The organism is Streptomyces sp. SD31, assembly GCF_052068475.1.
Taxonomy (GTDB): Bacteria; Actinomycetota; Actinomycetes; order Streptomycetales; family Streptomycetaceae; genus Streptomyces.
The window spans coordinates 188,653-204,763 of the sequence record NZ_JBQHCX010000022.1 but is presented as its reverse complement, the minus strand read 5'-3'; the positions used below and the strand labels follow the sequence as shown (position 1 = coordinate 204,763).

Genomic DNA, 16,111 nt, shown 5'->3' with positions numbered 1-16,111 from the left:
GAACTGTGCGAGAACACCCCCCTGCGCGACGGCAGCGAGGAATACCTCCACTCGGAGAAGTACCAGCTGCGCCCCCGTGACTGGGAAGCCGCCGAACGCGCAGGCCGCACCATCACCCCCCTGATCACCCGGCTCAACACCATTCGAAGGAGCCACCCCGCACTCCACCGGCTCAGGAACCTCCGCTTCCACCAGACCGACAACGACGCGCTCATCGCGTACAGCAAACGCACGGGTCCGGACACCGTTCTGGTGATCGCCAACCTTGATCCTCACCACACCCAGGAGGCCACGGTCTCGTTGGACATGCCGCAACTCGGCCTGGACTGGGATGCCTCCCTGTCCGTGCTCGACGAACTGACGGGTGAGACCTACCGCTGGGGCAGGACCAACTACGTACGCCTGGAGCCCGGCAGGGCGCCCGCGCACGTGTTCCACGTCCAGGCATCACCACCCCAGATCGGAGGGTCCCCCGCGTCATGACCGTCAACGAGCCCGTGCTGGACACCTTCGAGGACACCCCTGCCAAGGATCGTGACCCGGACTGGTTCAAGCGCGCCGTCTTCTACGAGGTCCTGGTCCGCTCCTTCCACGACAGCAACGGCGACGGCGTCGGCGACCTCAAAGGCCTCACCGCAAAACTCGACTACCTGCAATGGCTCGGCGTCGACTGCCTGTGGCTGCCCCCCTTCTTCAAATCACCTCTGCGCGACGGCGGCTACGACGTCTCCGACTACACCTCCGTACTGCCCGAATTCGGTGACCTCGCCGACTTCGTCGAATTCGTCGACTCCGCCCACCAGCGGGGCATGCGCGTCATCATCGACTTCGTCATGAACCACACCAGCGACCAGCACCCGTGGTTCCAGGAATCGAGGAAAAACCCCGACGGCCCCTACGGCGACTACTACATGTGGGCCGACGACGACAAGCAGTACGCCGACGCCCGCATCATCTTCGTCGACACCGAACCCTCCAACTGGACGCACGACCCGGTCCGGGGTCAGTACTTCTTCCACCGCTTCTTCTCCCACCAGCCGGACCTCAACTACGAGAACCCGGCCGTGCAGGAGGAGATTCTGGCCGCCCTCCGTTTCTGGCTGGACCTGGGAATCGACGGATTCCGGCTCGACGCCGTGCCCTACCTGTACGCGGAGGACGGCACGAACTGCGAGAACCTGCCCGCCACCCACGAGTTCCTCAAACGCGTCCGCCGTGAGATCGACGCGATGTATCCGGACACGGTGCTGCTGGCGGAGGCCAACCAGTGGCCGGAGGATGTCGTCGACTATTTCGGCGACTTCCGAAACGGCGGCGACGAATGCCACATGGCGTTCCACTTCCCGGTGATGCCGCGGATCTTCATGGCCGTACGGCGGGAATCCCGCTACCCGGTCTCGGAAATCCTCGCCAAGACCCCGGCCATCCCCTCCGGCTGCCAGTGGGGCATCTTCCTGCGCAACCACGACGAGCTGACCCTGGAAATGGTCACCGACGAAGAGCGCGACTACATGTGGGCGGAATACGCCAAGGACCCCCGCATGCGCGCCAACATCGGCATCCGCAGGCGACTCGCCCCGCTCCTCGACAACGACCGTCATTCGATCGAACTGTTCACCGCCCTGCTGCTCGCCCTGCCGGGCAGCCCGATCCTCTACTACGGCGACGAGATCGGCATGGGCGACAACATCTGGCTCGGCGACCGCGACGCCGTCCGCACGCCGATGCAATGGACCCCGGACCGCAACGCCGGCTTCTCCTCCTGCGACCCGGGCCGCCTCTGCCTTCCCACGATCATGGACCCCGTCTACGGCTACCAGGTGACGAACGTCGAGGCCTCCATGGCCTCCCCGTCCTCGCTCCTGCACTGGACCCGCCGCATGATCGAGATCCGCAAGCAGAACCCGGCCTTCGGACTCGGCTCCTACACGGAACTGCAGTCCTCCAACCCGGCGGTGCTCGCCTTCCTGCGCGAGTACGAGGACGACCTCGTGCTGTGCGTGAACAACTTCGCGCGCTTCGCGCAGCCCACCGAGCTCGACCTGCGCGAGTTCAGCGGACGTCACCCGGTGGAGCTGTTCGGCGGGGTCCGTTTCCCGGCCATCGGTGAGCTGCCGTATCTGCTGACCCTCGGGGGCCACGGCTTCTACTGGTTCCGGCTCTCCCGAGTCGCATCCCGCATCGGCCGACGACTTTGAGCGTGAGCTTCGAGCGTGTGCCGAGGAAAGGACGGGTCACCATGCAGAAGACCGCATCTCCCCGACCGAGCCGTACGGTCGACGCGAGCCCCATGGCCTCGCTCGCCGGACTGCTGCGCGAGTGGCTGCCACGGCAGCGCTGGTTCGCGGGCAAGGACCGGCCCGTCACGGAGCTGGCGCTGCTGTCGATGACGGAGCTGTTCCCGGGCTGTCTGCATCTGCTGGTGCACGCCGGTCACGGGGTCCCCGCACCCGGTGGCGCTCCCCCGGCCGGTGACTGCTACCAGCTGCTGCTCGGCGTACGGCAGCATCTGTCGCCGCGGCTCGGCCGGGCGCTCATCGGCCGGGCCGAGGAAGGGCCGCTGGCCGGTCTGACAGTCTTCGACGCGTTGCAGGACCCGCGGTCGGCCCAGCTGCTTCTGGAGCGGCTGCGGCATCCGGGCGCGTCCGGTCCGCTGCGCTTCGAGGCGGACCCGTCCGTGGCGCTGCCGGCGGGTCTGGTGCCACGGGTGCTGGACGCCGAGCAGTCCAACTCCTCGCTGGTGTACGGCGACACGTACATCCTGAAGCTCTTCCGGCGCATCCAGCCGGGCGTCAACCCCGACCTGGAGCTGTCCGGCGCGCTGGCCGAGCAGGGCTGCCGTCGGGTGCCGGCCCCGGTGGCCTGGTTCCGCACGACGCATCCCTGGGAGGCGACGCTCGGTGTGCTGCAGCCGTTCCTGCGGGACGCCTCCGACGGCTGGACGCTGGCGCTGGACGCGCTGGCCTCCGGCGGCGACTTCACGGCGGAGGCCCGGCAGCTGGGGCGGGCGACGGCGGAGGTGCATCTGGCGCTGGCCTCGGCCTTCCCCTCCCGGACCCATGGCGAGAACGGGCGTACGGCGGCGGCGATGACGGAGCGCCTGGAGATCGCCGCGCACTTCGTCCCCGCTCTCCAGCCCTACGTCCCCGGGCTGCGCACCGCCTTCGGCGCCCTCGCCAGCTGCGATCCCGGGCCGCCCGCCCAGCGCATCCACGGCGACCTGCACCTCGGTCAGGTGCTGCGGGCCGGCCGGGAGTGGTTCGTCATCGACTTCGAAGGTGAACCGTCCCGCCCGCTCGCCGAGCGGCGCGGCGTCCACTCGCCGGTGCGGGACATCGCCGGCATGCTGCGCTCCTTCGACTACGCCGCCCGGCAGCGCCGCCCGTGGCGTCCGGAGTGGGCGCGCCGCTGCCGGGAGGCCTACTGCGCGGGCTATGCCGCCCTCGCCGGGTGGGACCCGCGCAAGAAGCACGGCTTGCTGCGCGCCTATGAGACCGACCGCGCCGTGTACGAGGTCCTGTACGAGGCCCGGCACCGACCTGACTGGTTGCCCGTACCGATGGCGGCGATCGAACGCCTCGCCGTGAGAGGAGCCTGACCCCATGGCCCTGCACGAGACCTCGCCCCCCGAGCCGGCCGGACCGGGCCGGCGCGCCGCCGCGCCTGATCTGGACCCGGCCGACCGGGAGCGCCTGCTGTCGGGCGCCCATCACGATCCGCACGCGCTGCTCGGCGCCCATCCGGTGCCGGGCGGGATCGCCTTCCGGGCGCTGCGCCCGTTCGCGCGTGCGGTGAGCGTGGTGGTCGACGGCGAGCGCACCGAGCTCGTCTCCGAGGGAGGCGGCCTCTTCTCCGGCGTACTGCCGCTGGACGCGATCCCGGCCTACACCCTGACGGTGTCGTACGCCGAGGACGGGTCCGACGAGCGCGAGGTCCACGACCCGTACCGCTTTCTGCCCGCCCTCGGCGAGCTCGACCTCCATCTCATCCGCGAGGGACGGCACGAGGAGCTGTGGAAGGCGCTCGGCGCCGAGCCGATGACCCACCAGGGCGTGCCCGGCACCCGCTTCACGGTGTGGGCGCCGAACGCCCAGGGCGTGCGGGTCGCCGGGGACTTCACCTGCTGGGACGGGACGGCGTTCCCGATGCGGTCCCTCGGGGCGTCCGGGGTGTGGGAGCTGTTCCTGCCGGGCATCGGCGAGGGCGCCCGGTACAAGTTCGAGATCACCTCCCGCTACGGTCACCGCTTCCTCAAGGCCGACCCGATGGCACGCCGCGCCGAGGTGCCGCCGGACACGGCGTCGATCGTGCACGCCTCGCACTACGAGTGGGGCGACGAGAGGTGGATGGCGCACCGGGGTGACGTGCCGGTGCACCAGGCTCCGTTCTCGGTATACGAGGTTCATCTCCCGTCGTGGCGGCCGGGTCTGACGTACCGCGAGCTCGCCGAGGAACTGCCCGCGTACGTCCGCGACCTCGGTTTCACCCATGTCGAGTTCATGCCGGTCGCGCAGCACCCCTTCGCCGGTTCCTGGGGCTATCAGGTCACCGGCTTCTACGCGCCCACGGCCCGCCTCGGTACGCCCGACGACTTCAAGTACCTGGTGGACGCCCTGCACCAGGCCGGGATCGGGGTGATCGTGGACTGGGTTCCGGCCCATTTCCCCAAGGACGACTGGGCGCTGGCCCGGTTCGACGGGGACCCGCTGTACGAGCCCGGGGACTCGCGGCGGGCCGAGCACCCGGACTGGGGGACGTTCGAGTTCGACTACGGACGTACCGAGGTGCGCAACTTCCTCGTCGCCAACGCCACGTACTGGTGCGAGGAGTTCCACATCGACGGGCTCCGGGTGGACGCCGTCGCCTCCATGCTCTACCTCGACTACTCGCGGGACTCCGGGCAGTGGGCGCCCAACGCCTTCGGCGGCCGGGAGGACCTGGACGCGATGGCGTTCCTGCAGGAGATGAACGCGACCGTGTACCGGCGCAACCCCGGGGTCGTCACGATCGCGGAGGAGTCGACCGCCTGGGGCGGGGTGACCAGGCCCACCGACAGCGGCGGGCTGGGGTTCGGGCTGAAGTGGAACATGGGCTGGATGCACGACTCGCTGCAGTACATCGCGAAGGAGCCGATCCACCGCAAGTACCACCACAACGAGATGACCTTCTCGATGGTGTACGCCTACAGCGAGAACTACGTGCTGCCGATCTCCCACGACGAGGTCGTGCACGGCAAGCAGGCGCTCGTCTCCAAGATGCCCGGCGACTGGTGGCAGCGACGCGCCAACCACCGCGCGTACCTGGGCTTCATGTGGGCCCACCCCGGCAAGCAACTCCTCTTCATGGGACAGGAGTTCGCGCAGGGCGCCGAGTGGTCGGAGGCGCACGGTCCCGAGTGGTGGCTGCTGGATCCGGGGTACGCGTCCGCGGGTGACCATCGGGGCGTGCGGGACCTGGTCCGTGACCTGAACACGTTCTACCGGGCGACGCCTGCCCTGTGGGAGCGGGACACCGACCCCGCAGGCTTCCAATGGGTGCTAGGCGACGCCGCCGACGACAACGTCTTCGCCTTCCTCCGGTTCGGCGCCGACGGCGACGTCCTGCTCGCCGTCTCCAACTTCTCCCCGGTCGTCCGTCACGACTACCGCCTGTGGGTGCCGGACCACATCGACGCCTGGCAGGAGACCCTCAACACCGACGCCGCGCACTATGGCGGCAGCGGCGTCACCAACCCCGAACCCCTCAAGCCGGAGGACGGACACATTCGGCTGACGTTGCCTCCGCTGGCCACGGTATGGCTGTCGCCCTGATCGAGCCGAGATCACCGAACGAGGTCAATTGTCAGTTCTCGACACCGCGCGCTCTCAGCTGGGCTAGATTCGGGCAGCGCCGATAACAGTACTCATCGGTGACGTCACACCCAGTACGCATCAGGAGCAGCGCATGCGCGATCCCGGCCTCGCTCCCCCGACCGTCGCACCCCTGAGCGGTGGGCTCGCCGACAGCGTCTTCGAGACGGCGGCCCTCGATCCCACCCTGCCGATGCTCGCGCGCCGCCCCGACCCCTCCTCCACCACCTGGGAGGAGGTGACCGCCGCGGAACTGCGCGATGAAGTGACCGATCTGGCCAAGGGGCTGATCGCGTCCGGGATCTCGCCGGGCCACCGCGTGGCCATCATGGCGCGCACGCGCTACGAGTGGACGGTGCTCAGTTACGCGCTCTGGGCGGTGGGCGCCGAGGCGGTCCCGATCTATCCGACGTCGTCGCGGGACCAGGTCGAGTGGATGCTGCGGGACGCCGAGTGCGTGGCCGTCGTCGTCGAGGACGAGCAGGCGATCATGACGGTCGGCTCCGTGTGCGGATCGCTGCCGCGGCTGCGCCATGTCTGGCAGTTGGACGCGGGAGGGCTGCAGCAGCTCGTGGAGCGGGGCGAGTTCATTCCGCTGGCGACGGTCGAGTCCCTGCGCCGGATCGTGCTGCCGGACTCCACCGCGGTCATCGCCTACACCTCCGGCACGACGGGCCGGCCCTTGGGCTGCGCGCTGAGTCACCGGAATCTGGCCAGCACGTGCGACACGCTCCTCGCGGGCTGGGGCCACAAGGTGGTGCCCCCGGGAGAGCAGGCGTCCGTTCTCGCCTTCCTGCCCTTCTCCCATGTGTACGGCCTCCTGGTGCAGACCCTGTGCATCCGCGGCGGCATGCTGATGGGCCACGAACCCGATCTGAGCGAGGGAGCACTGTCGGCCGCCCTGCGCACCTTCAAGCCCACCTACTTCTGCGCCGTGCCGTCGATCTTCGAGAAGATCTACAAGAACGCCCTGCGCACGGCCCAACAGGCGGGCCGCGGAGCGCTGTTCGAGCGGGCCGCCGACACAGCACGGGACTTCGCCGCGGCCCTGGAACGTCAGCGGCTGGGCGCAGGGCCGGGGCCCGGCTTCGATCTGCGGCTGCAACATGCCCTGTACGAGCGGACGGTGTACCGCAAGTTCCGCGCGGCACTGGGCGGCAGGGTGATGCTCGGGACGTCCGGCGGCTCGCCCCTGAACCGTGAGCTCTCCCTCTTCTACGAGGGCGTCGGCATCTACGTGAACGACGCCTACGGGCTCACGGAGGCCAGCGGCGGGGTCACGGCGCCGCCGGTGGGCCGGGAGATGTCGGGGACGGTCGGGCAGGCGCTGCCCGGCATGGACATCCGGTTGGCCGACGACGGGGAGATCCTGGTGCGGGGGCCGTCGGTGTTCCAGGGCTACATCAACGACGAGGCCGCGACGCGGGCGGCGCTGCGCGGCGGCTGGCTGGCCACCGGGGACCTCGGGCGGCTGGACTCCGACGGCTATCTGACGATCACGGGGCGCAAGAAGGACGTCATCGTCACGAGCAGCGGCAAGAACGTCTCCCCGGCGCTCCTGGAGCAGCGGCTCAGGATGCATCCGCTGGTGCATCAGGCGGTGGTCGTGGGCGACAACCGGCCGTGCGTCGGGGCGCTGATCACCCTGGACCCCGACTTCCTGGCCTATTGGCGCGAGGGCCTCGCGGTGCGCAGCGACGCGCGGGCCCGGGAGGCACGGGAGGAGAACGCGCTGCGGGAGGAGATCGCCCGGGCCGTGGCCGCCGCCAACAGCGCGGTGTCGCGCCCCGAGTCCATCCGGGTGTTCCGGGTGCTGCCGGAGCCGTTCGACGTGGCCAGCGGCTTGCTGACACCGTCGATGAAGCTGCGCCGGGACGCGATCGTGCGGCACTACGCGCTGCAGATCGACGCGATGTACCAGGCCCGCTCGCGCGCGCCCCGGGAGCAGGTGGTGGACGAGCAGGCGCATTGGGACGACGCGGACAACGTCTTCCGCTGAGTGCTGAGCGCCGAGTGCTGAGCGTGCCTACTCGCCGGTGGTCAGCCGTACGACATTCGACTGCTCGCCGAGGACGAAGGCACGGACGCGGTAGGTGGCGTGCCGTTCGTCGGGCCAGGGGGCGAATTCGGTGGCCTCGGTGTTGGGGGCGAGGACGGCGGCCGGGTCGTACCGGTCGCTGTTCTTCTTGCGGAGCTCCAGGAGGAAGCCGTCCTCGTCGGCCGAGTTGTCGGTCCAGGTGAAGCGGATGCGGTCCGGCCGGTCGACCCGGACCGGCCGGATGGTGGGGCCCCGGTAGGACCGCAGCCGGTAGTGGAAGGTGGTGTGCGGCATGAGGTCGGGGTGGCGGTAGCTCGTCACCTGGGGGGCGAGGTACCGCAGGACGGTGTAGGGGCCGGACTCCTCGGTCGCGAACTCCAGGACGTGGCCCGCGACCGAGGGCCGGGTGTCCTGCCAGTCGAGGTCGATGTCCGTGGGTGTCGTGAGGACACCTCGCAGTGGCTGTTCGGTGTCGCCGGCGCGGGCCGTGCAGGCCGTGCAGGCCGACAGCGCCAGGATCAGCGCCGCCGGCGCTGCGATGCGCGCTTTGCCTCGCATGCGGCGGCCGCTACTTGCGCCAGAAGCGGATGTCGCGCCACTCCACGGTGGCCGGCCCGCTGCCGCTGTTGGTGCGGTAGGCGCCGAACTTGTCGTAGAAGCTGCCGCCGGGACTGGCGTAGGTGTGCTTGAGCGAGCCGTTGATGTAGGTGCGGTGCTCGACGCCGACCTGGTGGACCGTGTTGACGCGGACGGTCGCGCCGACGGTCCCGGCGTCCGAGAGCGTGGCGCCGCCGTGCACCGCGTACAGCCTGCCGCCGCGCTCCACGGCGAGCATGAAGTACGGGCCGGAGGCCGACTCGTTGAAGGTCTGCTTGAGGCTGATCCGGGTGCCGCTGAGGCCGGTGATGCGGAAGTAGCCCTCGAACTGGCGCGTTCCGCCGGTGTAGGTGGCATAGCGCCGTTCAGCCCGTTGGTCGCCGCTCGCCGTGGAGCAGGTGAGGCGGAACGTCAGGCCGTCGACCTGGCCGCAGCCGCGCTCCTGTACGGAGTAGCCGGGCGACACCGACTGCCAGCCGCCGGGCTCGACTTCGGCGAAGGCCTGCGGGGCGACGAGCAGCGACGTGGCGCACAGCGCCGAAGTGACGGTGAAGGTGCGCAGGCGGGTGAGCATCCTGCCTCCTGTCCGAGGTGGGGGGTGGGCCGGACGTTCGCGCACGACGGTCATGTACGTGAACGGGGGCCCCTGGCTTGGACGAGCGACTGGGACGCTAGGTCCAGACCAATCAACCGTCAAGAGATCACGCGTACATGTCTTTCGCTTCCGAACCGGTGTGCCCCCGTGCAGGTTGGGGCAAGGTGGCTGTCGACGGGTTCATCTGCCTGCCGCATCCGGCTGGCGGAGCGGTCGGTGGCGCGGTGGGATCGATGCGTGCGAAGCAGCGATCCAGGGGCAGGCGAACGACGTCAGGCAGACCGCCTGGAGCCGCAGAAGGGAACATCACCGTGACACGACCCAGGATCCTGGTGGTCGGCGCAGGCTTCGCCGGAGTCGGCTGCGTTCGCAGGCTGGAACGCAAACTCTCCCCCGACGAGGCCGAGATCACCTTGGTGACGCCGTCCTCCTATCAGCTCTACCTGCCACTTCTGCCCCAGGTCGCCTCCGGCGTCCTGACACCCCAGTCGATCGCCCTGTCGCTGCGTCGCAGCCGCAAGTACCGCACCCGGATCATCCCGGGCGGCGCCATCGGCGTGGACCTCGCGGCCAAGGTCTGCGTCATCCGCACCATCACCGACGAGGTCGTCAACGAGCCGTACGACTACATCGTGCTGGCCCCCGGGAGCATCACCCGCACGTTCGACATCCCGGGGCTCACCGACCACGCGTACGGCATGAAGACGCTCGCGGAGGCCGCCTACCTCCGCGACCACGTCATCTCCCAGCTGGACCTCGCCGACGCCAGCCACGATCCGGTCGAGCGCGCCGCACGGCTGCAGTTCGTGGTGGTCGGCGGCGGCTACGCGGGCACCGAGACCGCCGCGTGCCTGCAGCAGCTCACCCACAACGCGGTCAAGCGCTATCCGCGTCTCGACCCGAAGCTGATCAGGTGGCATCTGATCGACATCGCGCCGAGGCTGATGCCCGAGCTCGGCGAGAAGCTGGGCAGCGCCGCCCAGGAGATCCTGCGCAAGCGGGGCATCGAGATCTCCCTCGGCGTGTCCATCGCGAAGGCGGGTCCCGACGAGGTCACCTTCACCGACGGCCGTGTCGTGCCGACCCGGACCCTGATCTGGACGGCCGGTGTCGTGGCCAGTCCGCTCATCGGCACGCTCGGCGCGGAGACGGTCCGGGGGCGGCTCGCGGTCACGGCCGAGATGAACCTGCCGGGCCACGACGGGGTGTTCGCCCTCGGCGACGCCGCCGCGGTGCCCGACGTGGCCAAGGGCGAGGAGGGCGCCGTCTGCCCTCCCACCGCCCAGCACGCCATGCGCCAGGGCAAGGTCGTCGCCGACAACGTCATCGCGGCCCTGCGCAACCAGCCGCTGCGGCCGTACGAGCACAAGGACCTCGGTCTGGTCGTCGACCTCGGCGGCCGTGACGCCGTCTCCAAGCCCCTCGGCGTGGAACTGAAGGGCCTGCCCGCCCTCGCCGTCGCCCGCGGCTACCACTGGTCGGCGCTGCGCACCAACGTCGCCAAGACCCGCGTCATGACGAACTGGCTGCTCAACGCCGTCGCCGGGGACGATTTCGTGCGCACCGGGTTCCAGTCGCGCAGTCCGGCCAAGCTCAAGGACTTCGAGTTCGTGCACGCGTATCTGACGCCGGAGCAGCTGCGGGCGCAGGTCGCCGGAAAGGACGGCGCCGAGGCGGCGGACGGGTGAGGTGATGACCGCGGCCGGGCCGCGGCCGCGGGCGTGAACGGGCAGATAGCGGGAGAGAGTACGGCGGCGTGAGGGCAGTGGGACGGCCAGTGCGGGCGCGACTGCGGGACCGTGTCGCGGCGTCGGACCCCGGACTGCTGCGGCTGACCGCCGGGCTGCGCACGGCGGGCGCGATCGCCCTCGCGGTCGCCGTGCTCGCCCTGCTGGGCACCGATGTGACCCACCTGGTGGCGGGGGCGCTGGCGGCCATGGTCGCCACCTTCGCCATCCGGGAGAAGCAGCGCGGACAGCAGGCCGTCACACTCGCCGCGGGCCTGCCGGTGGCGCTGGCGTCCATGACTCTGGCAGCGGCTCTGCACAGCCATGTCGTGGCCGGGGACCTCGTCTTCGTCGCGCTCATCTTCTGTGCCGTCTATGGCCGCAGGTTCGGCGACCGGGGTACCGCGCTCGGCCTGATCGGCTTCCAGATCTACTTCATGTCCCTGTTCGTCGGCGCCACCGTCTCCGCGCTGCCCGAGCTGTACGGGGCGGTCGCCGTGGCCTTCGCGTGCAGTGCGCTGGTGCGTTTCGCCGTCGTCCCCGAGACGCCGACGGGAGTGCTCGCGCGGCTGCGCGGGGCCTTCCGCGCCCGGCTGGCCCAGCTGCTGTCCGCGCAGCTCGACCTGCTGGACGCCGGTCCGCAGGAGGCGGACCGGGCGCTGGAGCGGGTGCGTGACGGCACGGCGCGCCTGCATGAGACGGCGTTGCTGATCCAGGGCCGGCTGGCGGAGGGGACCACCGACGAGGCCGTGGCGCGGCTGGTCCAACGGCGTGTCGCGGACGCCGAGATCGCCGCCGAGCGGCTGGGGCTGTCGCTGCTGGCCGCACGCGGCGCCGAACGGGCGGACACGCTCGCCCTGCATCTGCCCGGAGCCCCATTCCCCTCGGGCGGCCGACTGCCCGTACGGGACGAGGGGACTGCCGCGCTGCGCCGTGACCTCCAGGCGCTGCGCCTGCTCGTCCTGCGCCCGGTCGGCCAGGCCACCGGCACCGCGCTGTCCCGCGTCCGCAACCGGCTCCTCGGCTACCGCGACGAGGAGAATCTGCCCGACGCCTCCCCCGCCGTGCAGGACGCCTTCCGGGCCGTCGGCGAGGCCGCCCGCGCGGTCCTCGGGCTGCGGATCGCCCTCGGCGGGCCCCGTGACGAGTCCGACGACACCCCGGCCACGGCCCGGTCGCGCGAGGAATTGGACGCGGAGGACGCCGTGCTCGACGCCGACGCGGAGGACGCCCCGGAGCAGGCCACCGGGCTGCGGCGGCCCACCACGCGTGCCGCCGTGCAGGTGGCCGTCGGGTCGACGCTGGCCATGATCGGCGGCGAGCTGCTGTCCCGCGACCGCTGGTACTGGGCGGTGCTGACCTGCTGGATCGTGTTCCTCAACACCGCGTCCACGGGCGAGATCCTGGTCAAGGGCTACCGCCGGCTGCTGGGCACCGTGCTCGGCGTCCTGGCCGGCATCGTGCTGGCGGGTGCCGTCGGGCGGCACACCTGGACGGCGTTCGCGCTGGTGCTGCTGTTCGTGTTCGCGATGTTCTACTCGGCACCGCTGTCCTACACGCTGGTGTCGTTCTTCGTCACCGCGGCGCTCGGGCTGCTCTACACCCTGCTGCACACCTACAGCCTCGCGGTGCTCGTGCTGCGCATCGAGGAGACGGCGCTCGGCGCGGCGTGCGGGGTGATCGCGGCCGCACTGGTCCTCCCGGTGCGGACGGACCGCCGTACGAACGACCTCCTCGCCACCGTCCTGGAACGGCTCGGCGATGTCACCCGCAGCGCCGTCGAGCAGCTCAGCGGCGGGCCGCCCGTCGACCTGCTCGACCAGGCACGCGACCTGGACCAGGCGCTGGCCGATCTGCGCGCGGCCACCCGGCCCCTCACCCATCCGGTGACGCCCCTGCGGGCCCGGCGGGAGACCGCGCGCTACGTCGTCGCACTGCTGGAGACATGCGCGTACCACGCGCGTGCACTGGCCGCGACCGCCGAACTGCTGCCCACCCATCCCTCGATCGCGGCGGACCCCCGGCTGCGCCGGGCCGCGGGGCGCATCGCGCACAACATCGAGGCGATCGCCGCTCATGTCACCGACGAACACGGCACGGACGGGATCGAGACGGGCCCGAGCATCGCCTCGCTCCTCGGCCGGACCGCCGCCGGCGCACCGCGCTACGGCCGGGTCACCGACCGTGTCCTGCGGCATCTGCAGCGCCTCGACGAGGGTGTGGCCGGTCTGGCCCGTCCTCTGGGGGTGCCCGTGAAGGCATCGGACGGATGACTGCTCGTCGGCCCATACCGGGCCGATACGTGGGTACGCGGATGACATGACCGATGTCGTGGACTCAGACGAACTGTTGCGGCGCATGCAGCGCGCCAGGGCCTGTGCCCGGCAGGAGGAGCGGACGTGGCGGGCCAGGAGCGAGCAGTTGCGGTCGGCCGACCCCGACGGGGCCCGCGACGCCGCCGTACGGACGCTGGCCTACGAGGCCGTGGTCACGGTGCTGGAGGAGATCCTGACGCCGGGCAAGCACTCCGAGCGAACGTGAAACCTGGATCGGAGTGAAACCGGTCACTTACCCCGGTCTCGGCTGCGCAGAATCCCCTTAGATGGTTTACGGTTCATACATACGTGGTCACGGGGTAGATCGCAATCGTCCCCCGCGCACCACCACCTACGGCCCTGGCTGGTCTCCCCCGTCCAGCCAGGGCTTTTTAATGCCCTCCGCGACCTGCCCGCGCGGACTCCCGGCCGAAACCGCCCTCCGCCGAGGTGCTCACGGCGTCGGCAGCAGCTGAAATGGACGCAGGGAAAGCCCCGGAACCTCAGTCGCCGGCGAGGAGCCCCGTGTCATGACCAAAGCGATCAAACTGCTGGCCGCCCTGCCGCCGCCCCAGCGTGAGCGCCTGATGTCGCTCGCCCGGGAGGTCTCCTTCCCGGAGGACACCCGCATCTTCGAGGCGGGCGGTACGGCCGACCGCTTCTGGGTCATACGCTCGGGAGCCGTCTCCCTCGACCAGCGTGTGACATCGATCCAGCGGGTGACCGTCGCCAGCCTCGGAGCGGGCGATCTGCTCGGCTGGTCCTGGCTCTTCCCGCCGTACCAGTGGGACTTCGGCGCGGAGGCCTTCAGCCCCGTGCGCGCCCACGAGTTCGAGGCGCCGGCGGTGCTCCGGCTGTGCGAGGAGGATCCGCGGCTCGGGATGTCGCTGGTGCGCCATGTCGCCGAAATCCTCGCGCACCGGCTGGAGATGACCCGGGGCAGGCTGATGGAGCAGTACGGCCCGCACCGCCGCAGTGCGCTCTGAGCGTCAGACCCGGTAGCGGCGCAGGGCGGGGACCGCGGCGGCCAGGCCCAGCATGACGACGACGACCAGCAGCCCACCGCCCACGGTCGCCGTGCGCGCCCCGAAGGCCGAGCCCGCCGTGCCGTGCAGGACGTCGGCGAGCCGCGGACCGCCCGCGACCACGACCGTGAAGACGCCCTGCATCCGCCCGCGCATCTCGTCGCTGGCGGCGGACAGCAGGATCGCCCCGCGGAAGACCATCGAGACCATGTCGGCGACTCCGGCGAGGGCCAGGAACATCACGGCGAGCCACAGGCTGCCGCTCAGCCCGAAGCCGGTGATGGCCGCGCCCCAGGCGACAACGGCGCCGATCACCATCCAGCCGTGCCGGCGGGCCCGGGAGAACGTGCCGGAGAACAGCCCGCCGGCCACCGCACCGATCGGGATCGCCGCGAACAGCAGGCCGAGGGCGAGCCCTTCGCCGTACGACGCGTAGGTCTGGCTCGCCAGTTGGGGGAACAGGGCGCGGGGCATGCCGAAGACCATCGCGATCACGTCGGCCAGGAAGGACAGCAGCAGCACCTTGTGCAGGGCGATGTAGCGGAAGCCGGCCAGGATCTCCCGTACGCCCGCCCGGCGTTTGACGGTGGCCGCCAGGGGCGGCAGAGCGGGCAGCCGTGCGACCGCCCAGACCGTGATGCACAGGGCCAGCGCGTCGATGAGGTACAGCTCGGCCAGGCCGATCACGGGTATGAGCACGCCGGCCAGCAGCGGACCGACCACCTGGCCGATCTGCATGACGGTCGAGCCGAGGGCGTTCGCGGCGGCCAGTTCGCCGGCCGGGACCAGGCGGGCGATGGAGGCGTTGCGGGCCGGGGCGTTGAGCCCCCAGAACGCCTGCTGCACGGCGAGCAGCACCATCAGCACGGTCACCGACGCGAGGCCGGTGACGGCCTGGAGCCAGAAGAGCACCGAGGTGACGGCGATGCCGCTGTTGGTGATCAGCAGCAGTCTGCGCCGGTCCATGCTGTCGGCGATCGCCCCGCCCCACAGGGCGAACACGATGAGCGGCAGCAGCCCGGCGAGGCTCGCGGCGCCGACCCATGCCGAGGAGCCGGTGATGTCGTAGATCTGCTTGGGCACGGCGACCGCGGTGAGCTGGCTGCCGACGGCCGTGACGATGGTCGAGGACCACAGGCGCCGGTAGGCGGGGCGGCGCAGCGGCCGGGTGTCCATGGCCCAGCGGCGCCAGCCGCGCCGCTGGGGTGTCACCGAAGAGGGGTCCTTCTCCTGTGGTGCGGTACTGCTCTCGCTGGTGTCCACGGGCTTCCTGGATGCTCGTTACATCTTTCTTGTCCGGGGATCACTATCGCAGCAGCGGCCGGGGGTGGGGATCCGTGTCTCAGCTTCCGGCGATGAGGCCGATGCCCAGAGCGATCATCGTTGCGGCGACCAGTCCGTCCAGCACCCGCCAGGCCCCGGGCTTCGCGAGGTGACGGCTCAGCAGCCGCGCTCCGAAGCCGAGCGCCGCGAACCAGCACAGGCTGGCGAGTGCGGCACCGACGCCGAACGTCCAGCGCATCTCGCCGCGGTCGGCGGCGATGGTGCCGAGCAGGAAGACGGTGTCGAGGTAGACGTGCGGATTGAGCCAGGTCATGGCGAGGCAGGTCAGCACCGCCCGTCGGCGCGACCCGGCCGCGTCGCCGTCGGTCAGCAGGGCGCCGCTGGGCCGGAACACCCGGCGGGCGGCGAGAGCTCCGTAGCAGAGCAGGAACGCCCCGCCGACCCACGCGACCGCCGTCAGCACCCCCGGCCACGCCACGACCACCGCGCCGACGCCGGCCACGCCCAGGGTGATGAGGAGCGCGTCGGACAGGGCGCAGATGCCGACGACGGCGAGGACCGCGTCGCGGCGGATCCCCTGGCGCAGGACGAAGGCGTTCTGGGCGCCGATGGCGACGATCAGGGAGAGGCCGGTGCCGAAGCCGGCGGCGGCGGTGGTGAGGGCGTTGGTCATGGCATCGA

12 protein-coding genes and 1 pseudogene are annotated in these 16,111 nt (G+C 70.8%); 9 read left to right on the top strand and 4 right to left on the bottom strand.

Annotated features, from left to right (window positions below):
* The 5 genes and pseudogenes from ACTMVF_RS37625 to ACTMVF_RS37605 form a co-directional block, all read left to right on the top strand.
* Positions 1 to 483 (top strand): annotated as a pseudogene (locus ACTMVF_RS37625) (alpha-1,4-glucan--maltose-1-phosphate maltosyltransferase); the annotation flags it as partial.
* Positions 480 to 2,198 carry a maltose alpha-D-glucosyltransferase gene (treS, locus tag ACTMVF_RS37620; RefSeq protein ID WP_441275569.1) on the top strand — a complete coding sequence of 573 codons (1,719 nt, stop codon included), beginning with the start codon at positions 480 to 482 and terminating at the stop codon, positions 2,196 to 2,198. The pseudogene ACTMVF_RS37625 and the gene treS, both read left to right, overlap by 4 nt.
* A gap of 41 nt (positions 2,199 to 2,239) precedes the next feature.
* Complete coding sequence (locus tag ACTMVF_RS37615) at positions 2,240 to 3,598, top strand: maltokinase N-terminal cap-like domain-containing protein (protein ID WP_441275568.1); 1,359 nt, start codon at positions 2,240 to 2,242, stop codon at positions 3,596 to 3,598.
* Positions 3,599 to 3,602: 4 nt separating this feature from the next.
* On the top strand, positions 3,603 to 5,810 hold the full coding sequence (gene glgB / locus ACTMVF_RS37610) for a 1,4-alpha-glucan branching enzyme (protein WP_441275567.1): 2,208 nt from the start codon (positions 3,603 to 3,605) through the stop codon (positions 5,808 to 5,810).
* A 133-nt stretch (positions 5,811 to 5,943) separates the two neighbouring features.
* Positions 5,944 to 7,848, top strand: coding sequence for an AMP-dependent synthetase/ligase (locus ACTMVF_RS37605; protein WP_441275566.1), 1,905 nt, complete (start codon positions 5,944 to 5,946; stop codon positions 7,846 to 7,848).
* Positions 7,849 to 7,875: 27 nt separating this feature from the next.
* On the opposite strand, the gene ACTMVF_RS37600 is transcribed toward ACTMVF_RS37605, so the two are convergent.
* Both ACTMVF_RS37600 and ACTMVF_RS37595 read right to left on the bottom strand, forming a co-directional pair.
* Entirely contained in the window at positions 7,876 to 8,445 is a 570-nt protein-coding gene (locus ACTMVF_RS37600) for a hypothetical protein (RefSeq protein WP_441275565.1), read from the bottom strand.
* A gap of 10 nt (positions 8,446 to 8,455) precedes the next feature.
* Positions 8,456 to 9,058 (bottom strand): hypothetical protein, encoded by a 603-nt coding sequence (locus tag ACTMVF_RS37595; protein WP_441275564.1) that lies wholly within the window; start codon positions 9,056 to 9,058, stop codon positions 8,456 to 8,458.
* A 326-nt stretch (positions 9,059 to 9,384) separates the two neighbouring features.
* Between ACTMVF_RS37595 and ACTMVF_RS37590 the strand changes: the two genes are divergently transcribed.
* The 4 genes from ACTMVF_RS37590 (at position 9,385) to ACTMVF_RS37575 (ending at position 14,107) form a co-directional block, all read left to right on the top strand.
* Positions 9,385 to 10,767 carry an NAD(P)/FAD-dependent oxidoreductase gene (locus tag ACTMVF_RS37590; RefSeq protein WP_441275579.1) on the top strand — a complete coding sequence of 461 codons (1,383 nt, stop codon included), beginning with the start codon at positions 9,385 to 9,387 and terminating at the stop codon, positions 10,765 to 10,767.
* Between the two features lie 68 nt (positions 10,768 to 10,835).
* The gene (locus ACTMVF_RS37585; RefSeq protein WP_441275563.1) at positions 10,836 to 13,079 is read left to right on the top strand and encodes an FUSC family protein; all 2,244 of its coding nucleotides are present in this window, start codon (positions 10,836 to 10,838) and stop codon (positions 13,077 to 13,079) included.
* A 46-nt stretch (positions 13,080 to 13,125) separates the two neighbouring features.
* Positions 13,126 to 13,347, top strand: a complete 222-nt coding sequence (locus ACTMVF_RS37580) for a hypothetical protein (RefSeq protein ID WP_302003310.1) — start codon at positions 13,126 to 13,128, stop codon at positions 13,345 to 13,347.
* Positions 13,348 to 13,651: 304 nt separating this feature from the next.
* Complete coding sequence (locus ACTMVF_RS37575; RefSeq protein ID WP_441275562.1) at positions 13,652 to 14,107, top strand: cyclic nucleotide-binding domain-containing protein; 456 nt, start codon at positions 13,652 to 13,654, stop codon at positions 14,105 to 14,107.
* 3 nt (positions 14,108 to 14,110) lie between these two features.
* On the opposite strand, the gene ACTMVF_RS37570 is transcribed toward ACTMVF_RS37575, so the two are convergent.
* Positions 14,111 to 15,409 carry an MFS transporter gene (locus ACTMVF_RS37570; RefSeq protein WP_441275561.1) on the bottom strand — a complete coding sequence of 433 codons (1,299 nt, stop codon included), beginning with the start codon at positions 15,407 to 15,409 and terminating at the stop codon, positions 14,111 to 14,113.
* A 79-nt stretch (positions 15,410 to 15,488) separates the two neighbouring features.
* Complete coding sequence (locus tag ACTMVF_RS37565; protein WP_441275560.1) at positions 15,489 to 16,103, bottom strand: LysE/ArgO family amino acid transporter; 615 nt, start codon at positions 16,101 to 16,103, stop codon at positions 15,489 to 15,491.
* Between the last annotated feature and the right edge of the window lie 8 nt (positions 16,104 to 16,111).

Excerpts from the sequence above, each read along its gene's own strand:
- ACTMVF_RS37595 (WP_441275564.1), bottom strand. The coding sequence starts at position 9,058 with ATGCTCACCCGCCTGCGCACCTTCACCGTCACTTCGGCGCTGTGCGCC.
- ACTMVF_RS37605 (WP_441275566.1), top strand. The coding sequence starts at position 5,944 with ATGCGCGATCCCGGCCTCGCTCCCCCGACCGTCGCACCCCTGAGCGGT.
- glgB (WP_441275567.1), top strand. The coding sequence starts at position 3,603 with ATGGCCCTGCACGAGACCTCGCCCCCCGAGCCGGCCGGACCGGGCCGG.
- ACTMVF_RS37615 (WP_441275568.1), top strand. The coding sequence starts at position 2,240 with ATGCAGAAGACCGCATCTCCCCGACCGAGCCGTACGGTCGACGCGAGC.
- ACTMVF_RS37575 (WP_441275562.1), top strand. The coding sequence starts at position 13,652 with ATGACCAAAGCGATCAAACTGCTGGCCGCCCTGCCGCCGCCCCAGCGT.
- ACTMVF_RS37600 (WP_441275565.1), bottom strand. The coding sequence starts at position 8,445 with ATGCGAGGCAAAGCGCGCATCGCAGCGCCGGCGGCGCTGATCCTGGCG.
- ACTMVF_RS37580 (WP_302003310.1), top strand. The coding sequence starts at position 13,126 with ATGACCGATGTCGTGGACTCAGACGAACTGTTGCGGCGCATGCAGCGC.
- treS (WP_441275569.1), top strand. The coding sequence starts at position 480 with ATGACCGTCAACGAGCCCGTGCTGGACACCTTCGAGGACACCCCTGCC.
- ACTMVF_RS37565 (WP_441275560.1), bottom strand. The coding sequence starts at position 16,103 with ATGACCAACGCCCTCACCACCGCCGCCGCCGGCTTCGGCACCGGCCTC.